Source organism: Thermoflavimicrobium dichotomicum, from assembly GCF_900114055.1.
Taxonomy (GTDB): domain Bacteria; phylum Bacillota; class Bacilli; order Thermoactinomycetales; family Thermoactinomycetaceae; genus Thermoflavimicrobium; species Thermoflavimicrobium dichotomicum.
In genome coordinates, this window is the sequence record NZ_FORR01000001.1 from 476,973 (window position 1) to 491,448 (window position 14,476).

12 protein-coding genes are annotated in these 14,476 nt (G+C 44.0%); 3 read left to right on the top strand and 9 right to left on the bottom strand.

What is annotated here, in order from left to right; genetic code table 11:
• Positions 1–187: 187 nt before the first annotated feature.
• The 7 genes from BMZ78_RS02225 to BMZ78_RS18470 all read right to left on the bottom strand — a co-directional run bounded on the left by BMZ78_RS02225 (position 188) and on the right by BMZ78_RS18470 (position 6,695).
• Positions 188–1,108, bottom strand: a complete 921-nt coding sequence (locus BMZ78_RS02225) for a heme o synthase (RefSeq protein ID WP_093227580.1) — start codon at positions 1,106–1,108, stop codon at positions 188–190.
• Between the two features lie 24 nt (positions 1,109–1,132).
• Positions 1,133–1,453 carry a cytochrome o ubiquinol oxidase subunit IV gene (locus BMZ78_RS02230; protein ID WP_175482240.1) on the bottom strand — a complete coding sequence of 107 codons (321 nt, stop codon included), beginning with the start codon at positions 1,451–1,453 and terminating at the stop codon, positions 1,133–1,135.
• A complete protein-coding gene (locus BMZ78_RS02235) occupies positions 1,450–2,064 on the bottom strand; it encodes a cytochrome (ubi)quinol oxidase subunit III (protein WP_093227584.1) in 615 nt (204 codons plus the stop codon). Before BMZ78_RS02235 ends, BMZ78_RS02230 begins: the two co-directional genes overlap by 4 nt.
• 4 nt (positions 2,065–2,068) lie before the next feature.
• The gene (gene qoxB / locus BMZ78_RS02240) at positions 2,069–4,021 is read right to left on the bottom strand and encodes a cytochrome aa3 quinol oxidase subunit I (RefSeq protein ID WP_093227586.1); all 1,953 of its coding nucleotides are present in this window, start codon (positions 4,019–4,021) and stop codon (positions 2,069–2,071) included.
• A 38-nt stretch (positions 4,022–4,059) separates the two neighbouring features.
• Positions 4,060–4,932, bottom strand: a complete 873-nt coding sequence (coxB, locus tag BMZ78_RS02245; protein WP_245739700.1) for a cytochrome c oxidase subunit II — start codon at positions 4,930–4,932, stop codon at positions 4,060–4,062.
• Between the two features lie 645 nt (positions 4,933–5,577).
• Positions 5,578–6,258, bottom strand: coding sequence for a Crp/Fnr family transcriptional regulator (locus BMZ78_RS02250; protein WP_093227590.1), 681 nt, complete (start codon positions 6,256–6,258; stop codon positions 5,578–5,580).
• A 233-nt stretch (positions 6,259–6,491) separates the two neighbouring features.
• Complete coding sequence (locus tag BMZ78_RS18470) at positions 6,492–6,695, bottom strand: hypothetical protein (protein WP_139203249.1); 204 nt, start codon at positions 6,693–6,695, stop codon at positions 6,492–6,494.
• Between the two features lie 38 nt (positions 6,696–6,733).
• On the opposite strand from BMZ78_RS18470, the gene BMZ78_RS02255 reads away from it, so the two are divergent.
• Positions 6,734–7,774, top strand: coding sequence for a zinc-dependent alcohol dehydrogenase family protein (locus tag BMZ78_RS02255; RefSeq protein ID WP_093227592.1), 1,041 nt, complete (start codon positions 6,734–6,736; stop codon positions 7,772–7,774).
• 194 nt (positions 7,775–7,968) lie between these two features.
• Here BMZ78_RS02255 and BMZ78_RS02260 read toward each other — a convergent pair whose 3' ends face one another.
• Entirely contained in the window at positions 7,969–8,925 is a 957-nt protein-coding gene (locus BMZ78_RS02260) for a carbon-nitrogen hydrolase family protein (protein ID WP_093227594.1), read from the bottom strand.
• A 333-nt stretch (positions 8,926–9,258) separates the two neighbouring features.
• Complete coding sequence (locus tag BMZ78_RS02265; RefSeq protein WP_245739701.1) at positions 9,259–10,011, bottom strand: arginase family protein; 753 nt, start codon at positions 10,009–10,011, stop codon at positions 9,259–9,261.
• Between the two features lie 809 nt (positions 10,012–10,820).
• Between BMZ78_RS02265 and BMZ78_RS02270 the strand changes: the two genes are divergently transcribed.
• Both BMZ78_RS02270 and BMZ78_RS02275 read left to right on the top strand, forming a co-directional pair.
• Positions 10,821–12,518 (top strand): protein kinase domain-containing protein, encoded by a 1,698-nt coding sequence (locus BMZ78_RS02270; RefSeq protein WP_093227596.1) that lies wholly within the window; start codon positions 10,821–10,823, stop codon positions 12,516–12,518.
• A 20-nt stretch (positions 12,519–12,538) separates the two neighbouring features.
• Positions 12,539–14,251 carry a protein kinase domain-containing protein gene (locus BMZ78_RS02275; protein ID WP_093227598.1) on the top strand — a complete coding sequence of 571 codons (1,713 nt, stop codon included), beginning with the start codon at positions 12,539–12,541 and terminating at the stop codon, positions 14,249–14,251.
• The last annotated feature ends 225 nt before the right edge of the window (positions 14,252–14,476 follow it).

Below are 14,476 nucleotides of genomic sequence, written 5' to 3' on the forward strand. Positions count from 1 at the left end.
CCGTGGTCCTTTGTAATCACTTCTAGTATTTGCTTTTCATTCAATTTGTTTCCCATTTGTCTCGGGCATTCACTTTGACGACTTGTCAGTTGAAGCCGAAGGCGATTTATTTCCGGTTAGGGAAGATGTGTCTTTCGCCGGGGAAGGTGTTCACGATCGAGGACATGTCCGATCAATGTATCGAGAACTAAAATAACGAATCGATAACCATAAAGATAAACAAAACTGGCAAGTATACCAAAGAAGCAAAAAATGCTCGTTTTGCCCACATGGTGTGATCGTCTTGTTCGTACCACATGCGAATCTGAAAGTAGAAAAATGCCAATCCGGATAGAATCGCTCCCGCCAAGTAGAAACCGCCTACAGCACCAGTGAAATACAGTCCGAAAGAAATGAGCAAAAGAACAAAGGTGTAAAAGATACACTGTCTTTTTGTATTTCTTTGGCCTGAGACTACCGGCATCATTGGAATACCTGCACGTACATAGTCGTCATTTTTCACAATCACAAGCGGCCAGAAATGGGGAGGGGTCCAAAAGAAAATGATGGCAAACATGATCACGGCCGGCCATCCAAGCTCTCCTGTCATCGCCGACCAGCCAATCATAGGGGGAATGGCACCCGCACCTCCCCCTATCACAATATTTTGCGGTGTCCTTCTTTTTAGCCACATGGTATAAATCACAGTGTAATACAAAAAACCGGCAAGCGACAAAATGGCTGTAAGACCGTTAACAAACACCCAAAACCAGATCAGGGACAACAGTTCCAATCCAATACCAAAGATCAAGGCTGATTGCGGCCGAAGCTGTCCGGTGGGAAGCGGTCGCTCCATCGTTCGCTTCATGATTTTGTCGATGTCACGATCATACCACATATTGATCGACGCCGCCCCGCCTGCGGACAAAGCAAGACCGATCGTCACCAAAGCCATGGCCCAAACATCGGGCCATTCTCCTTTGGCTACGATTGCTGCGCAAATCGCCGTAAAAATCATAAAGATCGTGATTCCTGGTTTGGTAAGTGTGAAGTATGCTTTCAACTTCTTCATCGCCATCAAAAAGGTTCGATGCGATGATTGAACAGAATGTAACGATGGAGCTGACATTTTTCCCACCTCTTTCATTGTGGATCATTGAACCTGGGAATTAAAAGTCATGATCCATATTGATCCGGCAACAACGGCAAATGTAAACAGAAACCCAAGTACGATTGCAAGTGTATGAAAGGCCGGGCCACGACTTTCTGTGATATGCATAAAGAAGATCAATTGGATCAGGATCTGAAGGACGGCAAGCACCAATAAGATGGTAATGATGCCCCCCTGGGAAAAGGGGGGATTTACCGCTAACCACAATGCAACAAGAGTCAGCAGAATCGATCCCATATAGCCGATAACATGCCCCCATGGGAAACCTGTGTACTTACCAGATAATGGTTCTTTCGTTTTCATCCCATCACCCCCATCAGATACACGACTGTAAAAATCATCACCCATACTACATCCAGGAAGTGCCAGTACAGTCCAGCGTTAATAAATTTTCGGGCTGTGGTTGGCTGGATCGATTTGCGCATCAGCTGGATGGCTACAGAGATCAACCAGACAATTCCCAAAGACACGTGAAGTCCATGTGTTCCCACCAGAGCGTAGAAAGCGGACAGGAATGCACTGCGTTGCATCGTGGCTCCTTCCGACGAATAGGTGATAAATTCGTTGATCTCGATCCCGACAAATGCAAGACCCAGCAACACGGTAACCGCTATCCACCCGATCAATCTTCTTGCATGTCCATTTTTTAGTGCATGCATAGCCAGCCCACAGGTATAACTGCTGGTTAACAACAGGAAGGTTTCCAGCATGAACACCGGGATTTCAAACAGCTGTGCTTCTGTCGGCCCCCCATCCGTATGCGTGCGCAGTACGAGATAGGTAGCAAACAGACTGGCAAATAACACGAGGTCCGAAGCCAGGAAAAGCCAGAAACCAAGGACATATTTTTCTTCTTCTTCCATGCCATGTTCTTGTGGCTTCTGATCGCTAATCGTTTTTTCAGTTGCTTCCATCCTGTTATGCCCCCCTTACTGAAGCTTCTGTTTGCTTAATTTCGTCAACGGAAAGATAGTAGCCCCTATCATCTTCTAGCGAACGCCAAAGCATGCATACGATCACACCGATCAGCCCTACTGTAGCGATCGTGAATTGGTTAAATACCAGACCGAATCCGCTGACAAAGAACGCCAGGGACATCAAGAAAGGCAGAGGTGTACGATTCGGCATGTGAATCGGTTTTAACTCATTTTCCGATACCAGGCTGCCTGCTTTCCGTTGTTGTTTCATTTCCCACCAGGCATCACGTCCATTGATTGTGGGGATTTGGGCAAAGTTATAGTGTGGGGCAGGTGATGGAAGAGACCATTCCAATGTACGTCCATCCCATGGGTCTCCTGTCGTATCACGTTCCCCGTAGCGAATGCTGTAAAGAACTTGAACGACGATAAAGAGAAACCCAATACCCATCAAATACGCACCAACGGTTGAAATGAAATTGAGTGATCCCCATCCTGTTTCAGCAGGATACGTATACACTCGTCGGGTCATTCCCATGAATCCCAGCGCATATTGCGGCATGAAGCAAACATAAAATCCAATGTTGAAGAACCAGAACGCCCATTTGCCAAGGGTTTCATTCAGTTTAAAGCCAAACATTTTCGGCCACCAGTAATACATCCCTGCAAGTAATCCAAATACCGCGCCTCCAATCAATGTCTGATGGAAGTGAGCGATCACAAAGTAACTATTGTGAAGCTGGTAATCGGAAGGTGCAGATGCAAGCGTGATCCCAGTCGCTCCACCGATGACAAAACAGGGGATAAAAGCAAGCGCCCAGAGCATCGGCAATGTGACTCGGATCCGACCTCTAAACATTGTGAACAGCCAGTTAAAAACCTTTACACCTGTTGGGATTCCAACAGCCATGGAAGCAACCGCAAAGAAACTGTTTACGCCTGGACCAGCCCCCATCGTAAAGAAATGGTGTACCCAGACAAAATAGCTGATGACACTGATCAACATGAGAGAAGCAACCATGGATTTGTAACCGAAAATGTATTTCTTGGAAAACGTGCTGACAATCTCAGAAAGAATACCGTATACAGGAAGAATGGCAATATACACTTCCGGATGTCCCCAAATCCAGAAGAGGTTGACGTACATCATTGGATTTCCGCCATGTAGCATCGTAAAGAAGTGGGTTCCGAAAATTCGGTCCAGTCCCAAAAGCGCAAGTGCGACTGTTAAAGGCGGAAAGGCAAAGATAATGACAATACAGGATGCAAGAACGGACCAGGCAAATAACGGCATCTTCATGAGTGTCATACCGGGGGCACGCATCTTGAGAATCGTAACGATAAAGTTGATCCCTGTCGCAATGCTTCCAATCCCGGAGATTTGAAGAGAGAGAACATAGTAATTGATTCCGGGGCCTGGGCTATGCGACAACTCCGCCAATGGCGGATAGCTCACCCATCCAGCATCGGGAGAACCCCCAAGTACGAAGGAAAGGTTAAACAGCAATGCACCAAAGAAAAACAGCCAAAAACTTACGGCGTTCAAGAAAGGAAAGGCTACGTCACGTGCCCCGATCTGCAAAGGAACCACAATATTCATCATGGCAAAAATCAAAGGCATGGCCACGAACAGAATCATGATGGTTCCATGTGTGGAAAAGATTTCATTGTAGTGTTGTGAGTCCAAAAAATTCATATTAGGAAAAGCGAGTTGGGTGCGCATCAGTAGAGCGTCTACGCCGCCACGAAACAGCATCAACAAGGCGCAAATCAGATACATGATCCCGATCTTTTTGTGATCAACTGTAGTGATCCACTCACGCCACAGCCATCTCCATTTCTTGTAGTATGTTAAAGCGAATATGATGCCGAGGAGCGTCAAAACAATGGCTGCCGCTGACATCTGGATCAAAGGGTCAGCGTTCCGCAAGTACTCAACAATCTGATGGACCATCCTATCACTCCCACCTTTCTCATCTTTTCTATAAGGCATCAGTGGTGCCCGTGATGCGTGTAGTACATTCCACCGTTTTTGTTGACAATATCTTTATAAAGTGATGTTGGATAAGAGGAATAAAGTTGTTTGTTCGCGATGCTTGGCTTGACTAACTGGTTGTATTTTTCATTCGTTAATGGAGGTGCAGATCTCTTGACACTTTTTACCCACGCCTCAAATTCAGACTTCGGTTTGGCGACCACTTGGAAGTTCATGTGTGCAAAACCTTTTCCAGTGAAGTTGGCTCCTTTACCTTCGTATACTCCGGAGCGATCTGCCTGCAACCATAGGTACATCTCCATTCCCGGCATTGTGTACACTTGTCCACCCAACTGTGGAACCCAGAAAGAGTTCATGGGTGCGTCTGCGGTTAACACAAATTGCACCGGTACTCCAGTAGGAATTTCGACGTAATTGACAGTGGAGATGTTCGATTCTGGATAGAAAAACATCCACTTCCAATCCAATGAAACCACTTGTATAGTGACTGGCTTTTGATCTGATGGTGGACGAGTCAGGGAGAATGTGTCACGAACGGTATAAACACCAAGAATAGCAACAATGAGTATAGGGATTCCCCACCAAATCACTTCCAAAATTTTGCTATCATCCCAATTCGGCGTGTAAGGCGCCTGATTTTCAGGACGATCCCGGTAACGATAGACCACATATACCATGATGGCAAGGACGGGAATCGCTACTATCGCGGATAAAACCATTGTAAGCATAATGTTTCGATATTCGGTTTGTGCTACAGGTCCAGCAGGATCAAGAAGGACAAATCGATCACTGCATCCAGGCAATAGAAATAAAAGAACAAAACCGAAAAGAAACTTTTTTAGCTTGTCTGATACCCCCGTTTTCTTCAAATTTCTCACTCCCATCATCAACCTGGAATGTTGTCTTTGTTATCAGTAAGCAATATGGGACAAGATATGTGATGGATTTCACAAATAAGAGGTCGTTCACAGCAAATGACATGATGGTTATCATTTGGTCATTGGTCTACTTTGAAATGTTTCACACTCCCATCGTCAAACTGAAATATTGTCTTTGTTATCAGTATAAAAGAATACGGAATGAAAAAATGTGATCTATTTCACAAATAAGAGGTTGTTCACATAAAATACACAAATTACAGCTTCGTCAGAACGTTGGCGATTCCTGGGCTTATATTCTTTGAACTTATTTTCAGGATTTCCATCATGATCACCTTTTTGGCTTTCTTCCCCTAGTTCCGGCCTGTTCACCAAAGCTCAACGTGAACGGTAATAATGTCATGCATTCAGAGGTTTGTGCGGCTGATTCAAAAGCGTGTGTCATTAAATGCATATATTCCAATGTGATGTTTTTCACAAAAAATATGTTTTCTTCTTCACAATTCTATACGGCTCGACATCTTATACTGAAAGTGAGGAACGTTCCTTCAATCAGCAATAAGGAGGCGAATCTTGCGAAAAAGCAGATACATGCACTTCTGCCCGTAGTTGGAAAAAAGAGACGGGAGATGCATGTCAGACTGCAAAAAATGCGGGATCGATAATGGTAATGATTTTTGATTTGATCGCCAGTTTGCCAGAAGCCTTGTATTCCTGAAGGACATGGCTGACTGTCTCCCGGCTGGTTCCGGCCATTCTGGCCAGGTCAGTGGTGGTTAGCGGACAGGGAATGCGGATACCTCCACCATCCGTTTTCTCCCCGATGTCCTTGATGAGAAGGCTGATCAGTTGCCGCACCCGATCAGTGGCGTGTACTTGAGTCAACTTCTGGATCCGTATTTCAAGTTCATACATCTTGTCACCCATGATACGAATCAAATGAATCAGCATATGGGGGTCATTCTGGATCAGCCGTTCAAATTGGGTTGCCGGGAGATAGAGAAGTTCAACATCGGTTACGGCTTCTCCGGAAAAACGATAATGCTTGTCCTGGAACAGTCCGACATATGGGAAAATGCTATAGGGCTTAAGATACAAGAAAAATTGGCTGGAACCATCATCGTCCATGCTGACCAGTTTGATATAGCCATTTAGCAAAAAATAGATCCGATCCCGCGGATCTCCTTCCATGAACAAGATCTGTCCCTTACGATACTTCCGAAAAAAAGCGTATTCCATGATCTTCTGCATGTGTTGCCCAGAGAGTGTGTGAAAGAGTGGAAATTTGTGAAGGCAATTTTTCAGTACTGATGACATTGCATCTACCTCCAAGGATGAATGGACTGTTTGTTTATTTTAGGTTAGTGACATAAAAATAAATTCGCTTCGTCCTATCCAGTGTTAAAGCTATAAACCTTACTGTGAACACTCCTTTTTTTGTGAAATCTATCACATTTTCTTTACACAGACAATATTTCAGTTTGGCTACAGGAGTATGAAACCTTTGAAAAAAGTTGACACTCACAATGGATTTGTTTTTGTGTATGGCATTATATGTCCGGGATTAAACCATACTTAAAATGAAAACCCATGACAAACAAGGAGAGATGGCGATGGGGTGTCTGTAAATTTGCTCCCATTGATCGTTTCATGTTCGCTATGAGTTGAACCGGACATGCCACACCGGATTGGTTCCAGATGGAGCGACTTTTCGTTTGGTAACCGAAGGAAACTTCTGGGGCGACAATCTTCATCAATGTCGTCCAGGACTAAAAGCTTAGGAGGAATATTCATGAAAGCGCTTGTATTTCGTGGACCAGGAAAGATCGAGTGGATAGAGAAGGACAAGCCGAAGATTCAGAAACCGACGGATGCGATCGTTAGAATCACTAAAACGACGATTTGCGGCACGGATTTGCATATTTTGGGCGGTGACGTACCAACGGTAACCGACGGGCGAATTCTCGGACACGAAGGTGTTGGAATTGTAGAAGAAGTCGGCTCCGGTATCAATAATTTCAAGCCTGGCGACAGAGTCCTGATTTCTTGTGTCACTTCCTGTGGAAGATGTGATTATTGCAAAAAAGCGATGTACGCCCACTGTGAAGACGGTGGTTGGATTCTGGGAAACCTGATCGATGGTACCCAGGCGGAATACGTTCGAATCCCTTATGCTGATACCAGTCTGTATCACATTCCACCGGGAACCGATGAGGAAGCTCTTGTCATGTTGAGCGACATTTTTCCGACGAGTTTGGAAATCGGGGTGATCCACGGCGAAGTTCAGCCAGGAGATGTGGTGGCAATCGTCGGGGCCGGACCGGTTGGGATGGCGACACTTTTGACAGCGCAACTTTATTCGCCAGCGGAGATCATCATGATCGACCTCGATGATTATCGCTTGGAGCAGTCCAAAAAGTTCGGGGCTACCAGGACAGTAAACAGTTCTGGGGGAAATGCAGTTGAACAGGTGCTGGAATTGACAGATGGAGAGGGTGTCGATGTAGCGATTGAAGCTGTAGGGTTCCCGGTTACTTTCGATATCTGCCAGCAAATCCTGAAGCCCGGTGGACGGCTGGCCAACGTTGGTGTACATGGCAAGCCTGTCGATCTGCACCTGGAACAATTGTGGCTGAAGAATGTCAAGATCACGACCGGGCTGGTTAGCACCAGCACGACACCCATGCTGTTAAAGACAGTGCAGTCTGGAAAGATCCAACCGCAACGATTGGTTACCCATCGTTTTCCACTGGATCAGATCATGCAGGCGTATGAGGTATTTCGCAATGCTGCCAAAGAAAAAGCCATGAAAGTGATTTTATACAACGAATGACCCTCTTGGCAAAGGAACGGCTCAATCTGTTCCTTTGCCCATTTTCGCTGCTTCCATCTCTGGAAATAGCAAAAAACAGGACCTTCTCCCCATTACCTGAAATACAAAAACCCTCGGTTTTTTCTTTCGAAAAAAGTCGAGGGTTTATCTTCCTATTTCCAATTATCACTGATCAGTATCGATGCCGAAGTGATTTACTTGATCCATTTCACATTCTCTTTCTTCTCCTCGTTGACCAATAGTTGAAATACATCCGGCCTTGAATAGTGACCGACCACATCAAAATCAAATCGACTGTAAGCGATACTACGCAAATCAAGATCGGCTATAAGGATATCTTCCTTGCCAAAAACAGGTCCTTGAATATAGTCACCCAAAGGGCTGACAATCGCACTTCCTCCTGTGCACATCTCATCCGGAGAAGATGCCAGTTCGTCATAGCATGCCAAATCGGCAGGGTACATATCCTTGGTAACATACTGATTGCAGGATAAAACAAAGCATCTTCCTTCCAAAGCGATATGACGAATCGTAGATTGCCATGTTTCCCGGGCATCCGCTGTAGGGGCTATATAAATCTGGACTCCTTTGGCATACATCGCTGCTCTGGCTAACGGCATGTAATTTTCCCAGCAAATCAGTGCCCCTATTTTACCATAGGGCGTATCAATAACCGGCAAAGTGCTTCCGTCTCCCTCCCCCCAGATAATTCGTTCAGAGGCTGTAGGTTTTAATTTGCGATGTTTTCCAAGAAGTGTCCCATCTGGTCCAAAAAATAGTACCGAGCAGTACAATGTACCGCCACTGACCTCATCATCTCTTTCAATCACGCTGATTACCAGATAGACACCAGCCTTTCGCGCCGCTTCTCCCAATATTTCGGTCGTTTTACTCGGGATAGGAACAGCATTTTCCCAGTAGCGAAGCCAGTCTTTTCGTCCTTCCGGAGAGCGGCTCCCGACCTTCGTTCCAAAGGTGAGCCCCCGTGGGTATGCCGGAATGAAAGCTTCAGGAAATACGACCATGTTTGCGCCTTTTTCTGCTGCTTGCATGGTTAGCGAAATCGCCTTCTCCGTACTTGCCTCCCGATCCATGATGACAGAAGCTGCCTGGACGACAGCCACTCGTACGGTATGCTCTTGGCTGGCCATTTTTGTTCCTCCTCCTTTTATTGAGAGATGTGAGAATACAAGATTTGATTATAATAATTTTAATTATCATGATAAAGTAAATATAATGCACCTACAAGCTCGATCAACTCCGAAATAGTGTGTAAAATCCGTGGTCAGAAAGGGCGGCGCTTCGCCGTTTTGGACCAAAACGAAAAAAACCGGCTTCCCTGTCCATAGGGAAACCGGCTTGTTGTATTGTTTATTCACAGCAGCCGAACTGAGTAGTCATGATTTGCATTGGGATTTCTGCAAAATCCCGGTTGATCTGCACCTGCCGATGTACTCACTTTGCCCAAGATTTGCCTGAGCGGATTACGCACACAGCACCGATTGGAGGATGGACAGATTGGCCTGTTCATTCAACCGGAGTTGATCAGCGTGGCGCCAGACGTCGGCAGGTGGCACAGGCAATTCGCCACAAACGTCGATTCCGAGGACATTTTTCTCCCGGACGAGTGTTTGCAGTATGACGAGCAGTTCCTGCAGATGCATGTTTCCATGATCCCAGTTGGTTACGGCAAATGCGCGATCCAGTACGTCCTTGTCGATACTGATGTAAATGTCTTCAGTCGGAATCACCGACAGCAGCTTCTGCGGTTCTCCTGTATTTGGCCAGAGAACGATTTTACTTTGCGAATTAGGAGGGTAGAGATTTCGCTCTGTACAAACACCGACAATCAATGCTTGCTGCAGATGCGGAAAGCGGGCTGCCGCCTCGGCCACCCACGATCCGCACGACAACAGTCCAGGCATGCCGTCTGTAAGCTTCGCATCGGTGTGATTGTCGAACAGGATGAGGCTGAACGGCCGGTTGATTTCGCTAAGCAAAAGATATGTGACATAGTGATAGTTTCCATTTCCGATAAACGTGATGCCGCGACCGGATCGCTCGGAAAGCCTGTGGCTGATTTCTGCCAGCGCCTTGTGCGTGCAAAACAGATTGGCCTCCGTGATATCCTTAAGCTCGATCCATTCGTCAGCAAAGTCGGACAGCTTATGCTGCCAGGGATAAGCATCGTCAAAGTTCAGCAAGGTCACGTCATGATAAAGGAGTCCCATGATCATCAATTCCTTTCCTTGTGAAAACGAAATGAACGATCAGGTTTTCCTTTCATGAGGTGTTAGATATGAACTTTGGTCGATATATTCATGATACCAAACTGATGCAGGGGAGTTAAGAGAGGAAAAGCATACGGCATTTTTGCCAGTCTTTCCACTGATATTGCATAAATAGATGATAGATTTTGATGATTCCTGTGTATAAGCTGTGGATAACTTTTTTTACAATCATGTAAAACATTGAATAAATCTTAGAATATAATTATCCACAAAGTTATTGATAATCTGTGTATAAAATGTGGATAACTTGTGAATGGATATTTTTTATCCAATATTTATATTGTTATTTTGTTTGAAAAGGAATGAATCATTCATTTAAGTAGATTAGTCAGCTTGTTGACAAAGTATCCGTTATATGCCGGTTTACCTTTTCCGTTTCACTCCCGTTGCTTAAAAACGAGCAAGAAGTCGTTCAACTGGAAAAGGTAAACCGGGTTTGTCAACAGCCTCGGTTTTTTATAATACATATATATCCCTATTTATGTACGATTTGTGTACAAAATGTGGATAATCAGTGAAGTTATCCACATTTTTATTTGTCCTGTGGATAACTTGTGTATAACTTGTTGAAAAGTAACATAGGATCGTTCTCAAAAATCTTTTTGGGAAGAAAGTTCAGCCTGGCTTCTCTGGCTAGAGAAAAGTTGAGTGGATACCAGTGGCTTTTTTGGATGGTTCCATGAGAAAATAATAAAAAGACGCTCTATTCGTTTATATTGTCCCAGTCATGATTCTTTGATATTGAAGGTGAAAAAATGAGGAAAAAGAAGTTTGGCAAACGGTATCAAATTGTAGAGAAAATAGCGAGCGGAGGAATGGCGACTGTTTATAAAGGGTTGGATACATTGCTGGAGCGATATATAGCCATCAAAATAATGGATCGTGATTTGATGGGAGATGAAGTATTAATCAAGCGTTTTGAACGGGAAGCGAAAGCGATTGCCAAGCTGTCTCATCCCAATATCATTCATGTTTATGATTTTGGATATGAAAGAAGACAGTATTATATCGTGATGGAATTGGTTGAAGGCGGTACATTAAAAAAAAAGATCGTAGATCAGGGAGCCTTTTCGATCAATGAAGTCATCCGAATAGGCTCGCAGATCTTGGATGGATTGGCAGTCGTTCATCGTGAAGGGATTGTTCATCGTGATTTAAAACCCCACAATATTTTGGTTTCGTCTGGTGGTCAGTATAAGATCACGGATTTTGGTATTGCCAGAATGATGCAAGCCTCTTCGCCATTGACCCATACGGGTGATCTGATGGGCAGTGTACGTTACTTTTCACCAGAGCATGCTCTTGGGAGAAATGTTCATTTTCATTCTGACATTTATTCCATAGGGGTTATTCTATATGAAATGTTAACGGGTCAGGTACCTTTTGATGGAAAAGATGCCTATGAAGTTGCGATGAAACATTTAAAGGATTCACCTTTACCGCCTCACTACATAAAACCATATATTCCCGTTGAAGTCAGTCAAGTGATACTGAGGGCGTTGGACAAAAACCCTTCAGAACGTTACCGTTCAGCGGAAGAGATGAAGCAGGCATTACTGGAGTCCATGTCTGATGTTATGTTGATCAACCCAAATGGATTACATGCCAAACCTGCTAAAAATCAGCCTACCATTCGGATGGATCAAAAATTGAATGGTCGATATCAACTGTTAAAATATCTGGGGAATAGTGGAATGACCAAAGTTTACAAAGGATATGACACCCTTCTGGACCGATATGTTGCTTTGAAAGTTCTGGAGCTTTCTTCGGATCAACAGGAAAATGGGATGCGCCGATTTATTCGTGAAGCAAAAATAAAAGCCAAAATTTCCCATCCTAATGTTGTGCAGGTGCATGATGTTGGGAAAGATGATGATCTTTACTATATGGTGATGGAATATATAGATGGACCCAGTTTGGAAGAAGTATTGCAAAAACGAGGTTTTCTCCCTCAAGAAGAAGCTGTTCATATTGGTCTGCAAATATTGGACGGATTGGAACAGATTCATCAAAATGGGGTTGTACATCGAGAGATGAAACCTGCCAGTATTTTGATGGATTCAGATGGAAGATATAAAATTACCGATTTTTCCACGGCATGGATGCGTTCAGTGTCACCCCCCACTCAGATGCAAAGTGATCTGGAAGCAGCTCCTTATTGTTCACCTGAGCAAGCTCGCGGAGACAAGATCAGCTTTCAATCCGATTTTTATTCGTTCGGAGTGGTATTATATCGACTGGTAACAGGTCAATTGCCTTTTGATGGGGATCATATTCATTCCATTTTGTTTAAACACTTATATGAGCCTGTCCCCCATCCCAAAGCATTGAATCCCCATCTTTCAGATTCATTATGCCAAGTAATTTTGAAATCTTTGGAAAAAAGTCCGCAGGATCGTTATCAATCAGCTTCAGAAATGAAAGCGCATTTAAGTCAAGCCTTATTTTTTTAAATAGCAAGTAGGTGAACGGCATGGAAAACAAAAAATTGGACGGAAGGTATCAAATACAGAAACTGATTGGAAAAGGTGGGATGGCAAAAGTATATCAGGCAAGAGATGATCGACTTGATCGAAATGTAGCGATTAAAGTAATGTATGAAAATTTGCAGGAAGATGAAGAGTTTGTTCAACGTTTTCACCGGGAGGCCCAGGCATTGGCCAAAATATCCCATCCCCATGTTGTGCAAATCCATAATGTAGGTATTGAAGATGCGATGCACTATATGGTGATGGAACTGATGCAAGGGCCAACCTTGCGTCAGAAAATAGATGAGCAGGGGAAAATAGAACCTTTAGAGGCTATTTCGATCATGATCCAGCTTCTTAAAGGGTTGGGAAAGGCACATCAAAACGGCATTATTCATCGGGATCTTAAGCCACAAAATATCATGTTGGGTATGGATGGTCATTGGAAAATCATGGACTTTGGGGCGGCCAAATTGTTATCCTCTCTGCCGGAACTAACCAAATCGGGCAGCTTCATCGGAACCGTTCCTTATTTTTCACCCGAACAGGCTTTAGGGAAAAAAGTGGGGATTCCTTCTGATCTGTATGCTGTAGGTGTGGTTTTATTTGAGATGGTAACAGGTCGTCTCCCTTTTGATGCAGAAGAAACCATCGCTTTGGCTCTGAAACATGTAAACGAGCCCGTTCCGGATCCTCGCCAATTTCAGCCTGATTTACCCGATGTGTTATGTCAGGTGCTTTTTAAGGCGCTTGCCAAAGATCCAGCGGATCGATATCGTTCTGCGGATGAAATGATTGTGGCATTAGAAAAAGTAGCTGCAAAATTAAAAGAAAAAAGCAGCGAGCCAAGGTGGATTGAAGAAAAGAGAGAAGAGCCAGAAACGAACCCAGATCATCAACCTCCGATCGACATCAAGTCAACAAATCAGGGGAAGACAGCAAATCCAGTCACAACCGGGAAGAAAAAGATATTTTGGATGATTGGCAGCTTTTTGGTTATGCTGATTTTTATTTGGGGATATCATGTTTTCACTGTCGAGAACGAGAAAAAAACATCGCTAACTCCTGGGCAGATGGAAGCAGAAAAAGTTTTGGATCAAACGTTGGTGAACCTTGGAAAGATGAAAGGAATTCAGTTGCACATTACGGAAAAGATCCAGTTGGGAAATCAATCAGCGATCCATCAGGAGGCAGATGTCGTTTTGCAAGGGAATGAACTGTTTGTCCAGTTTCCTGGATCGGATTTGGCGGAGATGATTGAAGGGGAGAATTGCTACCGTGGGAAAGTAAATGAGGAGCAATGGCAGCGATCATTGGACTGTCTTTCTTTTGTATATAAAAACTACCATCCGAAAGAATTGCTGTCCCAATTAAAAGCAAAGTCATATATTCGGCAAATGGATCTCAAAAATCAAAACGATCATTACTTATTGCAACTGAAACTGGATGATGCCACGCAAATCTATCCGTTAATTGAGTCTTTCAATCAGATGAAAGAAGTGAAACCAGATGAAGTGGATCGATCTTCACTTCATATGAATCTGTCCATTGATAAAAAAAATAAGAAGGTGAGTGACATTCAATTCGCTTTGAATGTAAAGCATAAAGATAAGAACTGGTTTACTCAGTGGTTTAGAGAGGCCCGTTATCCTGCTGTTCAGGCACATATGAAAATAAAAATGATGGGAGAAGGGACGATCCGCTCCAGTGCCAAATAGACATAGTTTGGGAGATGTTCTTTCTTGAAATGATCAGATTCATCCATTTATCAGCTATTGGACAGTGAGGATGTTGACAAACCCGGTTTTCCTTTTCCAGTTGAACGACTTTTGCTCGTACTTATTGAGCGGGAGTGAAACGGAAAAGGAAAACCGGCATATAACGGAAACTTTGTCAACAAGCTGACTGTCCAGCCATTTGGACAGTTTTTTTCTTCATCACCG

Excerpts from the sequence above, each read along its gene's own strand:
- BMZ78_RS02225 (WP_093227580.1), bottom strand. The coding sequence starts at position 1,108 with ATGTCAGCTCCATCGTTACATTCTGTTCAATCATCGCATCGAACCTTT.
- BMZ78_RS02230 (WP_175482240.1), bottom strand. The coding sequence starts at position 1,453 with ATGAAAACGAAAGAACCATTATCTGGTAAGTACACAGGTTTCCCATGG.
- BMZ78_RS02235 (WP_093227584.1), bottom strand. The coding sequence starts at position 2,064 with ATGGAAGCAACTGAAAAAACGATTAGCGATCAGAAGCCACAAGAACAT.
- qoxB (WP_093227586.1), bottom strand. The coding sequence starts at position 4,021 with ATGGTCCATCAGATTGTTGAGTACTTGCGGAACGCTGACCCTTTGATC.
- BMZ78_RS02250 (WP_093227590.1), bottom strand. The coding sequence starts at position 6,258 with ATGTCATCAGTACTGAAAAATTGCCTTCACAAATTTCCACTCTTTCAC.
- BMZ78_RS18470 (WP_139203249.1), bottom strand. The coding sequence starts at position 6,695 with ATGAAGATTGTCGCCCCAGAAGTTTCCTTCGGTTACCAAACGAAAAGT.
- BMZ78_RS02255 (WP_093227592.1), top strand. The coding sequence starts at position 6,734 with ATGAAAGCGCTTGTATTTCGTGGACCAGGAAAGATCGAGTGGATAGAG.
- BMZ78_RS02260 (WP_093227594.1), bottom strand. The coding sequence starts at position 8,925 with ATGGCCAGCCAAGAGCATACCGTACGAGTGGCTGTCGTCCAGGCAGCT.
- BMZ78_RS02265 (WP_245739701.1), bottom strand. The coding sequence starts at position 10,011 with ATGATCATGGGACTCCTTTATCATGACGTGACCTTGCTGAACTTTGAC.
- BMZ78_RS02270 (WP_093227596.1), top strand. The coding sequence starts at position 10,821 with ATGAGGAAAAAGAAGTTTGGCAAACGGTATCAAATTGTAGAGAAAATA.
- BMZ78_RS02275 (WP_093227598.1), top strand. The coding sequence starts at position 12,539 with ATGGAAAACAAAAAATTGGACGGAAGGTATCAAATACAGAAACTGATT.